The sequence below is a fragment of the Limnospira platensis NIES-39 genome (assembly GCF_026000695.1).
In the GTDB taxonomy this organism is placed as follows: Bacteria; Cyanobacteriota; Cyanobacteriia; order Cyanobacteriales; family Microcoleaceae; genus Limnospira; species Limnospira platensis.
The window spans coordinates 546,143-561,900 of sequence record NZ_AP026945.1 but is presented as its reverse complement, the minus strand read 5'-3'; the positions used below and the strand labels follow the sequence as shown (position 1 = coordinate 561,900).

Below are 15,758 nucleotides of genomic sequence, written 5' to 3'. Positions count from 1 at the left end.
CTGTAAACGCAATGAGAAAATTGAGTGCTTCCCTACCTAGTTTAATGACAACAGCATTGAATGGTGTCATGTGTTGGGGCATTAATCAACTACCAGGAAAATCCGATCTACCAATTCCAGAACAACTATTTTTTGGGCTAACAGTATTCTCTATGGTAGGAATTGGCTTCTGTAGCACTCAGTCCAGTAATTCTAAAACAACTTCTGAAACAACAAACCGTGCTTGGTTGATTGGACTACCCCCAGTGATTGGAAGTATTGTCCTCTTCCTATTACTCAAGGGAGATCATTTGCCCAATGAGCTAGTTCAATATGCAGGTTATGCATCTTTATTTTTGTTTGTTATGGGAACATTATTGCCAACTCTCATAGCTTTTTTACAAATACGGCAAAAACCCATAATTACACCCTCTAGTTCATCAAATCTAACTCCCCAAGCCTATAAGAACCGTCAAGCACTACTAAACAAAGTTAAAAACTATTGGATTCAAGGAGTTTTAAAAGGTTCTCTATCTGACCGAGCGCCAATTGAGTTAGGGTTAGAAGAGCGATTTGATGCCGTGCGATTAGATTGGCAAACACCGGAACAGCCTCGCAGAAGTTTGCCAAAAGGTACTAAGGCAATCAACCAATTTGACAAAATGGGGAAAGGTTGCACTATGCTCATTTTAGGAGATCCAGGTTCGGGGAAAACAACTACTTTGCTACAAATAGCAGAGGAGTTAATTCAGCGTGCGGAGCAAAATACTGAACTGCCCATTCCTGTAGTTTTTAACCTGTCTTCTTGGGCGGCAGCGAAAAAGCAAAGTCTTGCCGAGTGGCTGTTGGAAGAACTAGAAACTCGATATCAGATACCACAAAAAATCGGCAAAAATTGGCTGGAAAATCAAGATTTTTTATTGTTATTAGACGGTTTAGATGAGGTAGCTGAGGAACGTAGAAATGATTGTGTCATTGCTATCAATGACTTCAAAAATAGTTACGGAACAACCGAGATGATTGTTTGTAGCCGTATCAAAGACTATGAATCTCTTTCTAGCCGTTTAGAATTTCAAGGGGCTATCTTCATTGAAGATTTAACCCTAGAACAAATCAAGGATTATTTTGACCAGGTAGGCGAGCAACTACAAGGAATAAAAGAAGTATGGGTCAATGATGCGGTGTTACAAGAATTGACGAAAACTCCACTAATACTTTCCATTGTTGCCATTACCTATGAGGGGATTTCTGCCAATGAATTACCCAAAATGCCTTTAGAAAAAAGACGAGATCATTTATTCAATAAGTATATCCATAAAATGTTAAATCGTCGTCAGCAGAATCAGCAATATTCCGATCAGCAAACGCTTCGCTGGCTAACTTGGTTAAGCCAAAATATGTCGAGTAAATCTCAAACTATATTTTTAATTGAGCGGATGCAGCCTAGTTGGTTGTCAGAACAAGAAAGATTTTGGTATGGCGCGACTCTTTTTAGCATTCCTATGTTATGGGGATTAAGTTTGGTGTATTTGGTGAATATATCAATTTTATCAAAAATATTATTTATTTTATGTTTTTTTATATATGGAGTTATATTAGCTAGTTTAACAAAAATCAATCCTATGCAATCTTTAAAAATAAGCACTTTTTTAGGGACATTAGGTTTTATGGCATTAATTATAGGTACTGCCGCAACAATATTAGTTTTGTTTCTAATAATTGCTGAATATATTTTTCAAAATTTATATATAACCTTATCCTCACCTCTCATAGCAGAAATTTTATTAAACTGGTCATTTGTATTCTGGATTTTGGCACTCGTCTTCTGGCTTATATTACTAAGCGATTCAGAAGAATATGTTATAGACTCAACTATAAATCCTAACCAAGGAACTTACACATCACTAAGAAATGGAATTATCTTGCTATTTATATTGATTACTGGATTTGGCGTATTTACAATTTTGACAAGTTTTCCTGTATTATGGAGTGCAGTTATTACGAGCTTTATGTGGATATTTTCGCCAGCAATGTTTGCCTGTATTCAACACTTTGCACTGAGAGTTATCTTAACCCTAAGTGGTAAAGCTCCTTGGAATTATGCCAAGTTTCTGGATCATGCCACGGAACGAATATTTTTACAAAAGATTGGTGGGGGCTATATTTTTATTCATAGAATGTTGTTGGAACATTTTGCATCAAAAACTCAGCCTGGACTCGCTGTTCATCCATAGCCACACACCGGGTAGGGGATACCATCGGGATTTTACCCCATCCCCGCAAGTGAGAAACCCGGTTTCTTTGTTAAATCTTTGTGAATAAACACCAGATGCTAGTAGAAACCAAGTTTCTTCTCCCAGACTTTTTCCCCTTTACCCTCTCAAAGTAGTACAATCAAAGAAATCCCAAAGTTGAGGTCAATGATGAGTCCCCTCCTAGAAAAAGTCTTAGCAGAAGTCACCCAACTCGATCGCCAAGAGCAGTTGCAACTCGTTTCCTACTTAATTACCCAGTGGCAACAACAGCCGAACCTATTTGTAGACAAAAAAATCAGCCGTAAAAATTTATTTGGTTGTATGCAGGGAAAAATAAAGATTGCCGAAGACTTCAACGCACCCCTCAATGATTTTGCTGAGTATATGTGATGCGCTTATTATTAGATACACACATCTTTATTTGGCTGATAGACGGCAACCCAAAACTTAGCCAAACCGCAAGGCAAGCCATCGAAGATGAAAGTAACACGTTGCATCTAAGTATTGTTAGCCTCTGGGAAATAACCATTAAAACTAGCCTCGGTAAACTCGAACTGGCAATCCCACTCGAACAAATTGTTATCAATTTTATTCTTCCCAGCGGTATTGAAATTCTACCCATTCATCTGCCGCACTTATTGATATTACAAACGTTACCTTTCCATCATCGAGATCCGTTTGACCGATTATTAATTTCCCAAGCTAAATCTGAAACTTTAACTTTACTATCAGAAGATGGTATGTTTGAGCAGTATGAAGTAGAAATACTTTGGTAGTTTATCGAATACCACTCCCACCAAAGTAGGGCTGTTTCATTAAAAAATTAAACTTATAATCTTTAGGGAGTTCGATGAGTAGGTATTTTCTTCATTAGGATAGCCGAAGAATTCTTGAATCAGGGAGAGATAAGCCTGCACTCTGGGTTCATCCATCGCCACGCACCGGATAGGGGATACCATCGGGATTTTACCCCACCCCCGCCACCGAGAAACCGGGTTGCTGAAGACCTCTAGCGATCGCTTCACTGGAAATGACTTACCAATTCCCTAGAGATTATCGTCCCCCTTCAACGTTACCACTCCGGGCGGACGGGGGGCGAAACTCAGGCGATCGCCTCCCCAATGGGTAACTAGAGATTGATATCGAGCGATTCCTTAGCCGCCGACTTCTTAAACCGGACAGCATACCCTTCATTTGCCCTTTGCTTCTGCCTGAATGTCTTGTTTTAACTCCTCCCAAGGCACCTCTTCCTCATCCTGACGAGTATGAGCCACTAACACATCATAGAAATCTTCCCATAACTCACTCCGAGGAAATCCGTAATTCCTGACCCTCCCCACCTCGACAGCCGAGGATTTCTTGAATCCGGGAGAGATACCCCTACGATCGCCCTTAGCGCGATCGCCCTTTTTCAATCCAATATTTGGCAGCTTTGAAGGCTAAATAAGCCACTAGACTACTGATGGCGATACGTCCTCCGGACACGCTGCGCGAACGCACTCAAAAACGGATGGGGATATCTGCCAAATTCTGCTTCCCACGGAAACGTCATCCGTTGGGGTTCAAATAACAATCCGCTACTGGAGGCAACGATCGCACCCCCAGCAATTCCTACCCCCACCGCCTGAATGTGATCCTGGAGTTTCTGCTGCTTTTCTTGAATGTGGCGATCGCGTTCCGCTTGGTCAATTTCCACTAAACCGCGAATTGTGGCAATTGCTTGATTGAGGAGGTTGGAACCGGGATAAAAGTAGTTTAAATCAGCGCGGATTTGTTCTTGAAAGGTGATGGCTTCCTTTTCGTAAAATAACCGCCAACCTTCCATGGGAGTTTCTGCCAGTTGTTCCATGCGTTCTAAACTGGTTTGATAGTTTGGGCGATTGATGGCGATCGTATGGCGCGCATATTCCATATTTCGCAGTTGTTGAGAATAGTTGAGGGAAGTCTCTAGCAGGGTTTTTAAAGTGATTTTCAAAGTTTGCAGTTCCCTGGCCGAGAGTAGGTCTTTGTTTTGCCGATTGAGATAGGTTTGACTCACCGGATTGAATTCTGTTTCATGGTTTGTGACTAGGCGATCGGCGCGATCGTAATAAATCCGACTATCTTGAAAACTTTTACAGATTTTGTGATAATATAGTAGTAACTCCGGCAATTCCCAATAACACTTTTGCAGGATTAAAGTTGGCTGTTCTTCAAATAGAAACCAAGTCAATAAATGACCGTAGGGATTTTCCTCTAAATCCGCCCTCGGACTCCCGTACTCATACAGATATCCACCCAGCAGATTATCAGCGCGATAGAGAGGCGGTAATTTCTCCCCATTTTCCAGGTGAAAAAACTTAATCCAGCCTTGTCTAGCCAGAGGTTATAAGTCGCGAATATTATCCGGTTTATTGGTGTTTAAATAGGCACTTAATAACAGAGTTTGCCCTAAATTAGAAGCCGAATCCGGTGACGGTTTAAAGCAATTCCCCGGGTTGAATTGAGCTAAATCCGCCAGCTTATATTCATCTTGTCCGGGGGTTTCGGGTTGGTAAATATTCAGATTTAGGGCATAACTATCATGGAGACATTGAGGATAAATAAACCCTTCTAAATGCTGTTTAGTGGTGAAGTTAAATGTAGTTATTTCATCATCAGCACCGACCAGCAAATCGAAATTTTGGGAAGGTTCATCTGAGCGAATATCTAACTCTAAGTCTACCTCGAACTTGTTAAGAATACTGCTATATTTTTTCCGTACCCATTGGGGGTTAATGTGGTCTAAGGTTTGGGCGGGGGTATCATCATTTGAGGTCACTAAGCCGCGATGATATTCATAGGCGAACCAATACAAACTAGGGGCGTAAATTGGGGATATTTTATCGCTCATATTTATGGTTGCTAAAGATTAGGTAAACAGATTAGGAGTGTGCTTGTTTTGCCTGTTGCACTCTAGCCACCAGTAACGCCTTATTATAGACCGTTTCCGGTCGTTCTCCTTCTGCTGGTTTGGGGATTGTCTGCCCTTGTTGTTTCATGTGGTCGCGAACTATTATCAACTCTTCTGGGTTGAAGGTAATCTGATACTCGTTACACCATGATTTAATGATTTTCGCCAGTTTCAAGGTTTTATCTTCGGCGGCGGTTAATTGGTCTTCTAATACTTGTAGATGTTCCGACAGTTTGGGGTGATTTTGGGGGTTGGTTTGAGATGGTTCGAGATAGGTGAGGAAGTCTTCGATAGTTTGTAATAAATCTGAGTTGGAAATGCGATCGCTCACGGTATTATCTCCGAATGTGAACATACCGAGTCTGTAGCAGCATTTGGGCGGTATTAACCAATTTTAACAAGGAAACCCGGTTTTTCACTGTTGGCTGTTGGGTGTTTAGTGTTGGGTTACGCTGCGCTTCACCCAAGCTACTGTCTTACTCCCTCTCCCTGTGGGAGAGGGCTGGGGAGAGGGCCGAGCATGATTCCTTATTGTTGGGTGTTGGGTTACGCTGCGCTTCACCCAAGCTACTGTCTTACTCCCTCTCCCTGTGGGAGAGGGCTGGGGAGAGGGCCGAGCATGATTCCTTATTGTTGGGTGTTGGGTTACGCTGCGCTTCACCCAAGCTACTGTCTTACTCCCTCTCCCTGTGGGAGAGGGCTGGGGAGAGGGCCGAGCATGATTCCTTATTGTTGGGTGTTGGGTTACGCTGCGCTTCACCCAACCTACTGTCTACTGTCTTACTCCCTCTCCCTGTGGGAGAGGGCTGGGGAGAGGGCCGAGCATGATTCCTTATTGTTGGGTGTTGGGTTACGCTGCGCTTCACCCAAGCTACTGTCTTACTCCCTCTCCCTGTGGGAGAGGGCTGGGGAGAGGGCCGAGCATGATTCCTTATTGTTGGGTGTTGGGTTACGCTGCGCTTCACCCAAGCTACTGTCTTACTCCCTCTCCCTGTGGGAGAGGGCTGGGGAGAGGGCCGAGCATGATTCCTTATTGTTGGGTGTTGGGTTACGCTGCGCTTCACCCAAGCTACTGTCTACTGTCTTGCTCCCTCTCCCTGTGGGAGAGGGCTGGGGAGAGGGCCGAGCATGATTCCTTATTGTTGGGTGTTGGGTTACGCTGCGCTTCACCCAACCTACTGTCTACTGTCTTGCTCCCTCTCCCTGTGGGAGAGGGCTGGGGAGAGGGCCGAGCATGATTCCTTATTGTTGGGTGTTGGGTTACGCTGCGCTTCACCCAACCTACTGTCTACTGTCTTGCTCCCTCTCCCTGTGGGAGAGGGCTGGGGAGAGGGCCGAGCATGATTCCTTATTGTTGGGTGTTGGGTTACGCTGCGCTTCACCCAACCTACTGTCTACTGTCTTGCTCCCTCTCCCTGTGGGAGAGGGCTGGGGAGAGGGCCGAGCATGATTCCTTATTGTTGGGTGTTGGGTTACGCTGCGCTTCACCCAACCTACTGTCTACTGTCTTGCTCCCTCTCCCTGTGGGAGAGGGCTGGGGAGAGGGCCGAGCATGATTCCTTATTGTTGGGTGTTGGGTTACGCTGCGCTTCACCCAACCTACTGTCTACTGTCTTGCTCCCTCTCCCTGTGGGAGAGGGCTGGGGAGAGGGCCGAGCATGATTCCTTATTGTTGGGTGTTGGGTTACGCTGCGCTTCACCCAACCTACTGTCTACTGTCTTGCTCCCTCTCCCTGTGGGAGAGGGCTGGGGAGAGGGCCGAGCATGATTCCTTATTGTTGGGTGTTGGGTTACGCTGCGCTTCACCCAACCTACTGTCTACTGTCTTGCTCCCTCTCCCTGTGGGAGAGGGCTGGGGAGAGGGCCGAGCATGATTCCTTATTGTTGGGTGTTGGGTTACGCTGCGCTTCACCCAACCTACTGTCTACTGTCTTGCTCCCTCTCCCTGTGGGAGAGGGCTGGGGAGAGGGCCGAGCATGATTCCTTATTGTTGGGTGTTGGGTTACGCTGCGCTTCACCCAACCTACTGTCTACTGTCTTGCTCCCTCTCCCTGTGGGAGAGGGCTGGGGAGAGGGCCGAGCATGATTCCTTATTGTTGGGTGTTGGGTTACGCTGCGCTTCACCCAACCTACTGTCTACTGTCTTGCTCCCTCTCCCTGTGGGAGAGGGCTGGGGAGAGGGCCGAGCATGATTCCTTATTGTTGGGTGTTGGGTTACGCTGCGCTTCACCCAACCTACTGTCTACTGTCTTGCTCCCTCTCCCTCTGGGAGAGGGCTGGGGAGAGGGCATTATCCACTACAAACCGATCGCCACAAAAGCCGACCAATAACGGCGCTGACCAAACGGACAACCCTCATCATAATCCATTAACTTCAAATCAATCATCTCACACTCCTCCTCCGTCATCTGCAAACCCTGACCACACCACTCTAAAAACCCCGCCGCCGAAACCCCTCTGAGCCAATTTTGCGCCTTATGTAATGCCATCACCACCCGCTCATCTTGGCGGAATTCATAATAGAAACGAATCGCCAAACAAGCCGTCGCAAAATCATCCACACACCATAAACTACTCACCACCGCCGGAGTTCCCGCATACAAAAATCCACTGGCTAACCCAATATATTCATCGGTCAATAAACTCCCCATTAGTCCCGTTTCACAAGCCGAAAGCATCACCAGACGACAGGCGGGAATTTCCAGATTGCGATAAATTTCCCCCAGGGTTAAGCCTTGCTGTGCGGTGTCGAAGCGGCGACCATCCCGGAGGGTGAGGGTCTGGCGTTTTTCCTCCGTGGGGGCAGATTCGAGGGGTGCATACCCTGCCAAAATCACGGCGGAATTGAGGGGTTTTTCGCTGTCAAAGCCCCCGTGACAGGAAAAATGAATTATATGACTCTCGCGCAGTTTCTCCAGGGTTTCTGGGCGATTGAGGGCGGATTTCGTCGCGGCTTCCCGGCTGAGGATATAGGTGTTGGGGTCGAAGTAGGGGCGGATGAACTCGACCTCCATTTGGGCATAGTTCAGGTCTTGGGTGGGGTTCTGCACCGCGAAGAATTGGGGTGGGGTGGCGGGTTGGGGGCGGTGGTGGATGTAGTCGAGAATTTGGCAACTGGGGGCGTAGCTGACCCCTTGGCTAAAGCGCTCTAGTAACGGGGTGGCGGGGGCGTTGAGGTCAACGGATAAGGCGTGGAGGGGGAACAGGTGCAGGTAGAGATGGGGAATCAGAATCAGCCGTTGACAAGTGGGCGGCAGGGGTGCGATGATATCCGATAGGTGAAGATATTCGGTGAGGTCATCTAGGCGATCGCCTAGAGCTTGATACCAACTGGCTTGGCGGTAGTCCGCGAAGTAGGTTTGGTTGAATTGGTCGAGGCGCTGGCGTTGGTCGGCGCTGTAGCAGTAAACGTCTATATGGGGGCGGTCTTGGTCTAGGGTGACGGTGAACGCCCAGGCTCCCAAGTTCGGGTCTTGGGGGAGATACCATTCGATGAGAGCCGTTTCCGGGGTCAGGAGTTGGCGAAAGTCGGGGAGTTGGGGGCGGACGTTCTGGAGAAGGTTGAAGGCGGGGTCGTTGATTTGCGCCAGGAGGCGGTCCCGTTGTTGCAGCAGGTGTTTCAGTTGAGGGGTTCCCGGTGCGTCGGTGGCGGTGGCGATGTCCCGGTGTCCTCGGCGTTCCCCGGCTTCGGGGGTCTCGGTTTCCCCGGCTTCGGGGGTCTCGGTGGGGGCGAAGGATTGTTGGAGGGCGGCGATTTCCCGGTTGAGTTGGCGGTATTGGTCCTGTTGTTGGGGGGTGGCGTTTTTGGGAACCAGGTCGGCGCTGGTGAGCATTTCCATGAGGGTGCGGGACTTACTGCGATCGACGGTGAGCAGGGCTTGGTCGTAGCGTTCCAGGTGCAGGCAAGCCTGTATCATTTTGCCATAGATGGGCAGGGCATCTTCCAGGATTTGACGTTTGGTGTCGGGGGAGGTCGCCCAGTCCCGGCTCTGTTCTACGGCGCGGATGGCGTTGTCGTAGCCTTCGATGGCGATTTCCCAGTTTTGGAGGTCATAGCCGAGGTTGCCGAGGTTGCGTCCGGTTTGGAGGCAGTCTAGGGGGAAGGAGGAGGGGGTGCGGACTTCTAAGGCGGCTTCGTAGCGGCGAATCGCCTCCTCCATATTGTCGGCTCGCTCTCCCCGGATGCGGTCAGAGTAGGCATTCCCCAAGTTATTTTGAGTCGTTGCCCAATCTTCGGGAAAGGCGCTGCGGGTGCGGACTTCTAAGGCGGATTGGTAGGCAAGAATGGCAATTTCCAGATTATTGGCTCGACTGCCTAATGGGAAATCACTAATATTAATGGCAAAATTATGAAGGTTTCGGGCTAGGTCCTTATTTTTCCTAATTTTCTTGGGGTCGAGTTGGGAGTGAAACCATTGGCGGAGGGTTTCGGCAAAATCGAGGTCGAGTTGGTCTTGGTATTTTTGGAAAATGGTATAGACGGCTTTCCCGCTTAATCCCCTTTTTTTGGCTTCCAGGATTTCTAACCAAATGTCTAAATATTCATTCATGGGATATCGCCTCAACGGTTGGGTTAGAGGTTCCCGGAGTCGGGGAAGTGAATAAAGGGGTGTTGAGAAACCGCCATAGATTTTGCCATCTCTCACGCCAACTCGACATGGTTCCGCCTCCGGTGAGTCTTGGTTCGGTGGTGTCGGTTCAGTGAAGCCTCGCGCCACCGCACCTTGATTGTACCCCACCCCGTGACTCTTTGAACACCCCCACCAGGTTCACAAGTCACCGGAAAACCGAGCCAAAAGCTCCTCCCGTGATAACTGCCAAATCAACTGTGCTTGCTCCAAGGGGGGAACTTGAATTAACCCCTCGATAATCTCAGCTAATTCTGCATCCACGGCACCAAATTTAACTTGTAACATACTTTCAAGGAGCGATCGCTGTCCTTGTTGGATACCTTGTTGGACTCCTTGCTGGATACCTTCTTGCTTAACAGTTTGTAAGCGTTGTAAATACAGGGGTGATAGTTCCATAATTAACTCCCTCTCTTCTGGGGCTAAATTTTGCCGCGCTTCTAGCATCGCGCGCAGGTTATACAGTAATTCTAGCGTGGTTTCTCGGGTGGGATTATCTGCCGGTAGTTGATACAGTTCTTGTAAGGCTTGTTTTTGGACTTTCCCCTTCCCTAAAATCCGCAACCATAGGGTTTCTGGTGTCGGCGGTAGTTGGTGGATGACTATAATAGCGCTTTTTAGTCCCTTGGGGAGAAAGTACACCCCACTCATCCAGTTTTCCAGGTCTACCGTAACGCCAAAATCTGCTAGAATGGCGGGGGAGGCGGTGGGGGTCAGAATCCACAACTGGGGTAATTGTGCGGGAGTGAGCCGTCTTTTTTCCCGGGTGGCTTGCCGTTCCAATTCCGCTATCAGGTCTAGGAGCTTCACCAGACAACTGCGAATTTCTCTGGGTTTAACCGCATTGCTAAAGGGTTCAAAAATCGCACTGGTGGTGGCTAATCTTCCCAATAAGCCTAGGTGACTAGCCTCGCCGATGTTTTCGGGGTGGGGGGTGAAAAATATGTCAATTTCTCGCCGTTCTGAAGCCATGGTTTTACTGGTTTCAGTTTGACCTAATTGCATCAACAGTTCCTGGATATATTGTTTGGTGAATTGGTCGTAGATAAATCGGGTCATTTATAGGTGTTTTCGAGGTCTCTCATTGTTCATTATACTCTGGTCTGGTGTGCTGCGGTCTCCCTGACTCTGAAAAACCGGCTTTCTTGCATCAACTCCCTTCTCCGCCACAGTAATATATTTAGGTCAGATGTGGCGATCGCCTTTGAGTTATGGGTATTTTTCGGGATGCAAATGCCGATGATATTTCACAAACTATTATATCATAGTTCGTGATTATTAGGGTTACCTATTCGATAAATTTACGGCATTTTCGCTGATGCTGGGGGGGGAGTAATTCCCCATTGGTTTAGGCGTTTATCTATATTTTGGAGGATGGTAAAATCTCCCGCTGGGAGGGGGTGCTTTGAACTGCCTAAATAACCTTGTGGCGGCGCTTCCTGGGGTTCTAGGAAGCTGAAAGCCTCCCGAAATTCTTGGGGAGTGGCTGTGATGGGTGCGTCAAAATGGCAGGGAATAATCCGGTTAAAATTCCACTCGCAAACACGATCCGCCCAGGCGAGGGTTACTTGTGGGGAGCGATTCAAGATCAGGGTTTGCAGAATGGGAGCCACTAATATATTGCCGTCTCCTCGCAGGGTGTTAAAGGCTTCTTCCCAGCCCGATCGCCACTGGAAGGGAAATAAACCAAAATAGGCTTTTCGAGAGCGATCGCTGGCTTTTAAAGCGTCACTGAGAGCTTGTTTTAATGGCAGTGGGTCTAATGTATCTGGTTGGAAATACAGGGAAAATAGGGTAATTCGCTGCCATCCTTTTTGGCGGGTGGTCGGGTGATCTGCCACGGTTTGAAAGGCATTATCTCGCGCGTGGAATAGGAGAGGATACGGATCGAGTTGGACTATGGCGGGGGGTTGTTCGGGAATGGAAATTATGGTATCTGTGAGTAATAAGGTTTGCGATCGCCAATGGAAAAAGGCGACTTCCCCAAAGGTTCCTAACCCTAGATTAATCGGACCTAAAATGGCATAACTAAACTCACGAGAAAAGGGAGTTTCCGAACAATCTGCTGGTAAAATATGGGTACGTTTGGCCGGTAAACCTAACCAACTCAAGGGTAACTTTAACGGATAACTCCATTGCTCTGGAGCCACAAAAACCTGGGCTTTGGGAAATTTCCGCGCAAAGGGACCGACAAAAACTTTATGCTCCAGACCGGAGGTGGTGGGGAGGATAATATAGCGCACCTCTCCATATTCAGCCACTAACTCATTCACCAGTCTAACACATTCAGGAGTAGGAGCCACAGGAGCATAAACTAATAATCCCCCCATATCCAACCGAATGACGGTCATGCGAATGGGAACCACCACATAGAGAATACCTTGGATCTGCTCAAAAGTCCAAATGCGATCGCTAACCACTTCTCGGCGAATGGTGCGACGCTGACTAAATGGGTAAAGGGGGACTAAGGGCCACCATGGCCAACGCCAGTCTGAGGAGTGACTGAGGGGGTTAGGGTGAGCAGGTTGACTTTCCACTGGTCTTAAAGTTCATAGCACTTATTAGAGGTTATCAGAAACCTGGTTGAGAGGCGAAAATTAGATAATACTTAATCATGATAACTAAGCGATCGCCAAGCCATGTCCACAGCCGCCGATATCCTTATCCTCTCCAACGGACCAGGAGAATTAACTACCTGGGTGCGACCAGTCCTAGAAGCTATTAGATCTCAAAATAGCGATCGCCATAAAGATCTGAGAATTTCCCTAATTCTATCACCCTGTCCTCACGCTACCGGCAAGGAAGTAGAAATCGGGCGATCGCTTTTAGGAATTAACCGGGTTCAGGGTTCCCAACATTTCTGGAAATTTTTACTGTTAGGAAAAACTGCCCAAAATTGGGATTGGCGAGAAAAGGGTTTAGTGTTATTTTTAGGCGGCGACCAAGCCTTTACCCCCATCATTGCCCGCCGCCTCGGATATCAAAGTATAGTTTACGGAGAATGGGATATCCGTTGGTGGCGGTGGGTTGACCAATTTGCGGTCATGAAACCGGAAATCATTAGCCGTATACCTGACTTATACGCCTCAAAATGCACTGTTATAGGGGACTTGATGGCTGATGTGACTTCCTCCCCCACCCTGGAGGAAATCAAGCCTTACTCGCTGCTACAGCCACCTCTGACGGAACTTATTGCTCTGCTTCCGGGCTCGAAAATGGCTAAACTGGCTCAGGGTGTACCCTTGACTTTGGCGATCGCCGAATATATCCACCAGCGCCGCCCTCAAACTCAATTTATCATTCCTGTGGCTCCCACGGTGGAGGTCTCCACTATTGCACAACTGGCTAACCCTGAATATAATCCCGTGGTTAATTATTTCCCCGGTGTAGCCGCCGATCTCCAACAGATAGGTGATCAATTCATGCTACAAACTAAAACCGGGTTACAGGTCTATCTGTATACTCCCCACCCCGCTTATTCCTTGCTTTCCCGCTGCTGTTTCGCTGTGACTACGGTGGGGGCTAATACTGCTCAATTGGGTGCTTTAGCTATACCTATGGCGGTTTTACTTCCGAGTTATCAACTTGATGCTATGCGATCGTGGGATGGTATCCCGGGAATTTTAGCAAATTTGCCTGGTGTTGGTGGCCTCATGGCTAGGGGAATTAATAGGGCCGCACTATGGTATATACAGCGCACTGGTAAGTTATTGGCTTGGCCGAATATTTGGGCGGGGTCAGAAATAGTCCCGGAATTTTCGGGAAGGCTAAGGCCAGAATTTATTGGCGATCGCATCTTGGAATATTTGCAAAACCCCCACCGTCTCGAAACTATTAGCGATCGCTTGCGACAGGTCCGGGGACAACCTGGAGCCGCTCAAAAATTGGCTAATATGGTAGTTGAAATGTTCGAGAGTTGATTAATTATTATCTATTGTGGGAGGTTCAGATGGGATATGCTATTGATGTTAGCCAGGATAATTTTCAGGCGGAAGTTATTGATAAATCCTGGGAAACTTTAGTGATGGTGGATTTTTTTGCCACCTGGTGCGGCCCTTGTCAAATCATGAAACCAATACTAGAGCGACTGACGGGGGAATACGATTTTATCTTAGCCAAAGTCGATGTAGATCGCAATCCAGAATTAGCCAGTCAATATCACATTGAGGGGGTTCCTGATGTCCGCATAATTACCAAAGGAGAGGTTAAACCTGGTTTTGTCGGCGCGATATCAGAACTTCAACTCCGGGAACTATTGGCAGGTTTTAACCTTAAATCATACTTGGAAAATGGATTAGAAGCTATTGATAATGCTACCAATTCCGGGAATCTGAAAAAAGCCAAAGATTTGTTTGATTTTTTGTTTGAAAAATATCCCAATCATCCCGAACTAATTATTAAAGCTGCTCAGTTTCTGATTTCCGTGAATGAAATTGAAGCCGCCCAAAAAATGTTGGCAACTATTAGACCCGATAACCGAGAGTTTTATGCTAAAGCCCGTGCGGTGGAAAAATTGATCGAATTTCGAGCCGCTGCTGAAAACCCTGGAGAAACCGAAATCGAACAGCTTTATGCTCAAGCCTGTCAGCATATCATTAATGAGGAATATGAGGCGGGTCTTTCATTATTTCTAAAGATTGTCGGCATTAGTCGTAAATATCGCGAAGATGGCGCTAGAAAGGCTATGGTGGCAGTGTTTGACCTTCTCGGCACAGACCATCCACTTATCCCTCAGTATCGTAAGCAGCTTATGCTACAATTGTATTAAGCCATCGGTAGGCTATCGATAGGCTATCAACAGTTAAGGAAATTAGGGTGCCAGACAACAGCCAAATAGTGAGGAGTAGTAATTAATTAATTAATTGATTCACGGGTGAGGTGATAACTGGTTATTCAGCTATCCTAAAATTGTTAATAATTACCTTCGTGATGACCTATGAATAAAACACTAGCTATTTTGGGAGAATTAAGCGATCGTGACCTGGACTGGATTATTGCTAATGGTCAGCAACAGCAACTTGAGTCTGGCATGGTTTTAATTACAGAAGGTCAGCTAATTGAAGCCCTTTATATCGTTCTTGATGGTACATTGGTGGCATCAGTAGCCGCCTTGGGAAATCGAGAAGTGGCTACACTGGGTATAGGAGAAGTTATCGGAGAAATGTCTTTTGTTGATGGTCGTATGCCTTCAGCAACAGTTACCGCCAAAGAACCTTGTTTAGTCTTATCGGTTCCTCGTGAAAAATTATCAGAAAAATTGGAGTGGGATGCTTTGTTTTCTCTGAGATTTTATCGAGCAGTAAGTAAGTTTTTGTCCTATCGTCTCCGAAATACTGTGACCCAGTTTGGTCAACAAAAACCCTTAGCTTCGGAAACTAATAGTTCTACCACAGAAATTGAGCAATCTCTCGATGAGGACGGATATCGGTTTCGGGAAATTATACAACGTCTGCGAGGTGAATATGTAGTGCCAACCTAAACGGGATGCCTAAGACCAATGGGGAATTTTGGCGATCGCCCTAGGTAGAATTTGAACAAGATCCGGTTTTGGGTTAAAATATTAAAAGCGGATTTAGTCAAGAGTGCTTCCATAATGACAGAGCAGATCAACGAAAAACTCTCCACTCCCAAAAGCCTAGAGGCGATGAAACGATTCGCCGAACAGTATGCTAAACGAACTGAAACCTATTTTTGTGCTGAACCCTCAGTGACAGCGGTAGTAATTGAAGGACTTGCCAAGCATAAGGATGATTTAGGTTCCCCCCTATGTCCCTGCCGCCACTATGAAGATAAAGAGGCAGAGGTCAAAGATGCTTTCTGGAATTGTCCTTGCATCCCCATGCGGGAACGCAAAGAGTGCCATTGTATGCTTTTCTTAACCCCAGATAATGATTTTGCCGGAGATCAGCAAACCATTGAGATGGAAGTGTTAGAAGAAGCCAGAAAAAGCATGGTTTGAGCTAC

The 15,758-nt window shown here is 46.9% G+C and carries 15 protein-coding genes; 7 read left to right on the top strand and 8 right to left on the bottom strand.

Annotated elements, in window-relative coordinates:
* Window positions 1-11 precede the first annotated feature (11 nt).
* From N39L_RS02865 to N39L_RS02855, 3 genes are all read left to right on the top strand, one after another.
* Complete coding sequence (locus N39L_RS02865) at window positions 12-2,213, top strand: NACHT domain-containing protein (RefSeq protein ID WP_014274234.1); 2,202 nt, start codon at window positions 12-14, stop codon at window positions 2,211-2,213.
* A gap of 189 nt (window positions 2,214-2,402) precedes the next feature.
* Window positions 2,403-2,624 (top strand): DUF2281 domain-containing protein, encoded by a 222-nt coding sequence (locus tag N39L_RS02860; RefSeq protein WP_006616269.1) that lies wholly within the window; start codon window positions 2,403-2,405, stop codon window positions 2,622-2,624.
* Window positions 2,624-3,010: a type II toxin-antitoxin system VapC family toxin gene (locus N39L_RS02855; RefSeq protein WP_014274233.1), complete on the top strand. Its 387-nt coding sequence runs from the start codon at window positions 2,624-2,626 to the stop codon at window positions 3,008-3,010. Before N39L_RS02860 ends, N39L_RS02855 begins: the two co-directional genes overlap by 1 nt.
* Window positions 3,011-3,049: 39 nt before the next feature.
* Here N39L_RS02855 and N39L_RS02850 read toward each other — a convergent pair whose 3' ends face one another.
* From N39L_RS02850 to N39L_RS02815, 8 genes are all read right to left on the bottom strand, one after another.
* Window positions 3,050-3,193, bottom strand: a complete 144-nt coding sequence (locus tag N39L_RS02850) for a hypothetical protein (protein ID WP_157888664.1) — start codon at window positions 3,191-3,193, stop codon at window positions 3,050-3,052.
* 231 nt (window positions 3,194-3,424) lie between these two features.
* Window positions 3,425-3,649, bottom strand: a complete 225-nt coding sequence (locus N39L_RS02845) for a hypothetical protein (RefSeq protein WP_014274231.1) — start codon at window positions 3,647-3,649, stop codon at window positions 3,425-3,427.
* A gap of 41 nt (window positions 3,650-3,690) precedes the next feature.
* Window positions 3,691-4,446 carry a hypothetical protein gene (locus N39L_RS02840; protein ID WP_014274230.1) on the bottom strand — a complete coding sequence of 252 codons (756 nt, stop codon included), beginning with the start codon at window positions 4,444-4,446 and terminating at the stop codon, window positions 3,691-3,693.
* 153 nt (window positions 4,447-4,599) lie between these two features.
* Window positions 4,600-5,106 carry a hypothetical protein gene (locus tag N39L_RS02835; RefSeq protein ID WP_014274229.1) on the bottom strand — a complete coding sequence of 169 codons (507 nt, stop codon included), beginning with the start codon at window positions 5,104-5,106 and terminating at the stop codon, window positions 4,600-4,602.
* A gap of 31 nt (window positions 5,107-5,137) precedes the next feature.
* A complete protein-coding gene (locus tag N39L_RS02830) occupies window positions 5,138-5,521 on the bottom strand; it encodes a hypothetical protein (RefSeq protein WP_014274228.1) in 384 nt (127 codons plus the stop codon).
* Window positions 5,522-7,463: 1,942 nt separating this feature from the next.
* On the bottom strand, window positions 7,464-9,905 hold the full coding sequence (locus N39L_RS02825; RefSeq protein WP_231852074.1) for a CHAT domain-containing protein: 2,442 nt from the start codon (window positions 9,903-9,905) through the stop codon (window positions 7,464-7,466).
* A 30-nt stretch (window positions 9,906-9,935) separates the two neighbouring features.
* On the bottom strand, window positions 9,936-10,853 hold the full coding sequence (locus tag N39L_RS02820) for a hypothetical protein (RefSeq protein ID WP_014274226.1): 918 nt from the start codon (window positions 10,851-10,853) through the stop codon (window positions 9,936-9,938).
* A gap of 242 nt (window positions 10,854-11,095) precedes the next feature.
* Window positions 11,096-12,331 (bottom strand): DUF4336 domain-containing protein, encoded by a 1,236-nt coding sequence (locus tag N39L_RS02815; RefSeq protein WP_014274224.1) that lies wholly within the window; start codon window positions 12,329-12,331, stop codon window positions 11,096-11,098.
* Between the two features lie 102 nt (window positions 12,332-12,433).
* On the opposite strand from N39L_RS02815, the gene N39L_RS02810 reads away from it, so the two are divergent.
* From N39L_RS02810 to N39L_RS02795, 4 genes are all read left to right on the top strand, one after another.
* Window positions 12,434-13,714 (top strand): glycosyltransferase family protein, encoded by a 1,281-nt coding sequence (locus N39L_RS02810; RefSeq protein WP_014274223.1) that lies wholly within the window; start codon window positions 12,434-12,436, stop codon window positions 13,712-13,714.
* A gap of 29 nt (window positions 13,715-13,743) precedes the next feature.
* The gene (locus tag N39L_RS02805; RefSeq protein ID WP_014274222.1) at window positions 13,744-14,562 is read left to right on the top strand and encodes a tetratricopeptide repeat protein; all 819 of its coding nucleotides are present in this window, start codon (window positions 13,744-13,746) and stop codon (window positions 14,560-14,562) included.
* A gap of 168 nt (window positions 14,563-14,730) precedes the next feature.
* Entirely contained in the window at window positions 14,731-15,273 is a 543-nt protein-coding gene (locus tag N39L_RS02800) for a cyclic nucleotide-binding domain-containing protein (RefSeq protein WP_006617432.1), read from the top strand.
* Between the two features lie 114 nt (window positions 15,274-15,387).
* On the top strand, window positions 15,388-15,753 hold the full coding sequence (locus tag N39L_RS02795) for a ferredoxin-thioredoxin reductase catalytic domain-containing protein (protein ID WP_014274221.1): 366 nt from the start codon (window positions 15,388-15,390) through the stop codon (window positions 15,751-15,753).
* Window positions 15,754-15,758 lie beyond the last annotated feature (5 nt).

Bases quoted from the DNA above. Each gene is read 5' to 3' on its own strand.
- N39L_RS02865 (WP_014274234.1), top strand. From the start codon at position 12: ATGAGAAAATTGAGTGCTTCCCTACCTAGTTTAATGACAACAGCATTG.
- N39L_RS02860 (WP_006616269.1), top strand. From the start codon at position 2,403: ATGAGTCCCCTCCTAGAAAAAGTCTTAGCAGAAGTCACCCAACTCGAT.
- N39L_RS02855 (WP_014274233.1), top strand. From the start codon at position 2,624: ATGCGCTTATTATTAGATACACACATCTTTATTTGGCTGATAGACGGC.
- N39L_RS02850 (WP_157888664.1), bottom strand. From the start codon at position 3,193: ATGGTATCCCCTATCCGGTGCGTGGCGATGGATGAACCCAGAGTGCAG.
- N39L_RS02835 (WP_014274229.1), bottom strand. From the start codon at position 5,106: ATGAGCGATAAAATATCCCCAATTTACGCCCCTAGTTTGTATTGGTTC.
- N39L_RS02830 (WP_014274228.1), bottom strand. From the start codon at position 5,521: ATGTTCACATTCGGAGATAATACCGTGAGCGATCGCATTTCCAACTCA.
- N39L_RS02820 (WP_014274226.1), bottom strand. From the start codon at position 10,853: ATGACCCGATTTATCTACGACCAATTCACCAAACAATATATCCAGGAA.
- N39L_RS02810 (WP_014274223.1), top strand. From the start codon at position 12,434: ATGTCCACAGCCGCCGATATCCTTATCCTCTCCAACGGACCAGGAGAA.
- N39L_RS02805 (WP_014274222.1), top strand. From the start codon at position 13,744: ATGGGATATGCTATTGATGTTAGCCAGGATAATTTTCAGGCGGAAGTT.
- N39L_RS02800 (WP_006617432.1), top strand. From the start codon at position 14,731: ATGAATAAAACACTAGCTATTTTGGGAGAATTAAGCGATCGTGACCTG.
- N39L_RS02795 (WP_014274221.1), top strand. From the start codon at position 15,388: ATGACAGAGCAGATCAACGAAAAACTCTCCACTCCCAAAAGCCTAGAG.